Below are 3,553 nucleotides of genomic sequence, written 5' to 3'. Positions count from 1 at the left end.
TTTGAAGAAATAAAAGTTTGCATCGGCTTATGGCCTGATGCCTGTTCTGCATACATTGTGAAGAGAAGATTGATCTGGAGGCTTCCAGGTGTTTTGGGTTTTGGCCCGAGACGTCCGAGCCCAGTTCTGCTGATCCTGTGGATGGCCTAGCCGGCCGGAGATAGGGGAAGGACTGGAGGTAGGAAGGGAGCTTGTCGCTCTGGGTCGTTGTTGTTTGTGGTCTTTCGAGACTGCCTCTGACGGACGACTTGATTACCGTTGCCTGACCGCGCGGTATCGGATCCAATCTCGAGAAGCTGGTCTTAAGACAGGCTGCAAGCGAGCTGCTCGGCGTAGCTCCAATAAAGCAGACCTGTCGAACACGTCGATGGCATTGTTGGATTGACTGGGTTGTAAAAGGTAACCCGGTCTGTTGCCGTTTCTTCGAAACGGGCAACGAGACGATGAGCATTGGCAATGAGAACGATTAAGTGTCGTAAGGGCATTTGGTGGATGCCTTGGCATGCACAGGCGATGAAGGACGTGATACGCTGCGAAAAGCCGTGGGGAGCTGCGAATGAGCTTTGATCCATGGATCTCCGAATGGGGCAACCCACCTTAAATGCTTGGGAAATCTGATGCGCCGTTGGCGCATGAGCGAATAGGATTTAGCGAATAGCGAATAGAATTCAAAAACTATTCGCTAGTCGCTATTGGCTATTGGCTATTGGCTGCGTCGCAGACGCCTCAGGTTTCCAAGCATTGTGATAAGGTATCTGCACCTGAATAAAATAGGGTGTAAGAAGCGAACGCAGGGAACTGAAACATCTAAGTACCTGCAGGAAAGGACATCAACCGAGACTCCGCAAGTAGTGGCGAGCGAACGCGGACCAGGCCAGTGGCAATTGTGATTAAAGTGGAACGCTCTGGAAAGTGCGGCCGTAGTGGGTGACAGCCCCGTACGCGTAGATATCATGATTGTCCTAGAGTAGGGCGGGACACGAGAAATCCTGTCTGAACATGGGGAGACCACTCTCCAAGCCTAAGTACTCGTGCATGACCGATAGCGAACAAGTACCGTGAGGGAAAGGTGAAAAGCACCCCGACAAGGGGAGTGAAATAGAACCTGAAACCGGATGCCTACAAACAGTCGGAGGGGGCAACCCTGACGGCGTACCTTTTGTATAATGGGTCAACGACTTAGTGTAACAAGCAAGCTTAAGCCGGTAGGTGTAGGCGCAGCGAAAGCGAGTCTGAATAGGGCGATATAGTTTGTTGCATTAGACCCGAAACCGAGTGATCTAGCCATGAGCAGGTTGAAGGTTGGGTAACACCAACTGGAGGACCGAACCCGCATCTGTTGCAATAGATTGGGATGACTTGTGGCTAGGGGTGAAAGGCCAATCAAACTCGGAAATAGCTGGTTCTCCGCGAAATCTATTTAGGTAGAGCGTCGAGCGAATACCCCCGGGGGTAGAGCACTGGATGGGCTATGGGGACTCACCGTCTTACTGATCCTAACCAAACTCCGAATACCGGGGAGTACTACTCGGCAGACACACGGCGGGTGCTAACGTCCGTCGTGAAAAGGGCAACAACCCTAACCTCCAGCTAAGGTCCCCAAGTCATGGCTAAGTGGGAAAGGATGTGAGGATCCCAAAACAACCAGGATGTTGGCTTAGAAGCAGCCATCATTTAAAGAAAGCGTAACAGCTCACTGGTCTAAATAAGGGTCTTTGCGCCGAAAATGTAACGGGGCTGAAGCCATGCACCGAAGCTGAGGATTTGCGAGTAATCGCAAGTGGTAGCGGAGCGTTCCGTAAGCTGATGAAGGGAGACCCGTGAGGGCTCCTGGAGGTATCGGAAGTGCGAATGTTGACATGAGTAACGATAAAGAGGGTGAGAGACCCTCTCGCCGAAAGACCAAGGGTTCCTGCTTAAAGTTAATCTGAGCAGGGTTAGCCGGCCCCTAAGGCGAGGCAGAAATGCGTAGTCGATGGGAACCACGTTAATATTCGTGGGCCTGGTGGTAGTGACGGATTGCACAAGTTGTTCTGGTTTATTGGATTATCAGGGCAGCGGAGCGGTTCCAGGAAATAGCTCCACCGTATAGACCGTACCCGAAACCGACACAGGTGGTCAGGTAGAGTATACCAAGGCGCTTGAGAGAACTATGTTGAAGGAACTCGGCAAATTGCACGCGTAACTTCGGAAGAAGCGTGACCCCATTTTACGCAAGTATGATGGGGTGGCACAGACCAGGGGGTAGCGACTGTTTATCAAAAACACAGGGCTCTGCGAAGTCGCAAGACGACGTATAGGGTCTGACGCCTGCCCGGTGCTGGAAGGTTAAGAGGAGAGGTGCAAGCTTTGAATCGAAGCCCCAGTAAACGGCGGCCGTAACTATAACGGTCCTAAGGTAGCGAAATTCCTTGTCGGGTAAGTTCCGACCTGCACGAATGGCGTAACGACTTCCCCGCTGTCTCCAACATAGACTCAGTGAAATTGAATTCCCCGTGAAGATGCGGGGTTCCTGCGGTCAGACGGAAAGACCCCGTGCACCTTTACTATAGCTTTACACTGGCATTCGTGTCGGCATGTGTAGGATAGGTGGTAGGCTTTGAAGCGGGGACGCCAGTTTCCGTGGAGCCATCCTTGAAATACCACCCTTATCGTCATGGATGTCTAACCGCGGCCCGTCATCCGGGTCCGGGACAGTGTATGGTGGGTAGTTTGACTGGGGCGGTCGCCTCCGAAAGAGTAACGGAGGCGCGCGATGGTGGGCTCAGACCGGTCGGAAATCGGTCGTCGAGTGCAATGGCATAAGCCCGCCTGACTGCGAGACTGACAAGTCGAGCAGAGACGAAAGTCGGTCATAGTGATCCGGTGGTCCCGCGTGGAAGGGCCATCGCTCAACGGATAAAAGGTACGCCGGGGATAACAGGCTGATGACCCCCAAGAGTCCATATCGACGGGGTTGTTTGGCACCTCGATGTCGGCTCATCGCATCCTGGGGCTGGAGCAGGTCCCAAGGGTTTGGCTGTTCGCCAATTAAAGCGGTACGTGAGCTGGGTTCAGAACGTCGTGAGACAGTTCGGTCCCTATCTGCCGTGGGTGTAGGAATATTGACAGGATCTGTCCCTAGTACGAGAGGACCGGGATGGACATATCTCTGGTGGACCTGTTGTCCTGCCAAGGGCATAGCAGGGTAGCTATATATGGACGGGATAACCGCTGAAGGCATCTAAGCGGGAAACCCACCTGAAAACGAGTGTTCCCTATCAGAGCCGTGGAAGACGACCACGTTGATAGGCCGGGTGTGGAAGTGCGGCAACGCATGAAGCTTACCGGTACTAATAGCTCGATCGGCTTGATCGTTCTCATTGACTGTGCTCATCTCAAGGCGAATGCAAGCATTCGTCCTGCCCCGGCGAAGGCTTTGCCTTCGTCCGGATCGATGATGCGAATAGCGAATAGGGAGTAGCGAATAGTTGCTCCCAAATCGCTCCAAAGACGTGTTCAAAACCAGCGAAAGAGAACCAAATAGCCCTATTCGCTATTCGCTACTCCCTAT

Annotated in this window: 1 rRNA gene; it reads left to right on the top strand. The window is 52.9% G+C overall.

Features of this window, described 5'->3' with window-relative positions:
- Window positions 1-464 precede the first annotated feature (464 nt).
- Window positions 465-3,357: ribosomal RNA gene (locus K6M89_RS30425) — 23S ribosomal RNA — on the top strand.
- Window positions 3,358-3,553 lie beyond the last annotated feature (196 nt).

The organism is Rhizobium croatiense (assembly GCF_019793465.1).
GTDB lineage: Bacteria > Pseudomonadota > Alphaproteobacteria > Rhizobiales > Rhizobiaceae > Rhizobium > Rhizobium croatiense.
The sequence above is the reverse complement of the archived record's forward strand: the minus strand, read 5'-3'. Positions and strand labels throughout refer to the sequence as shown.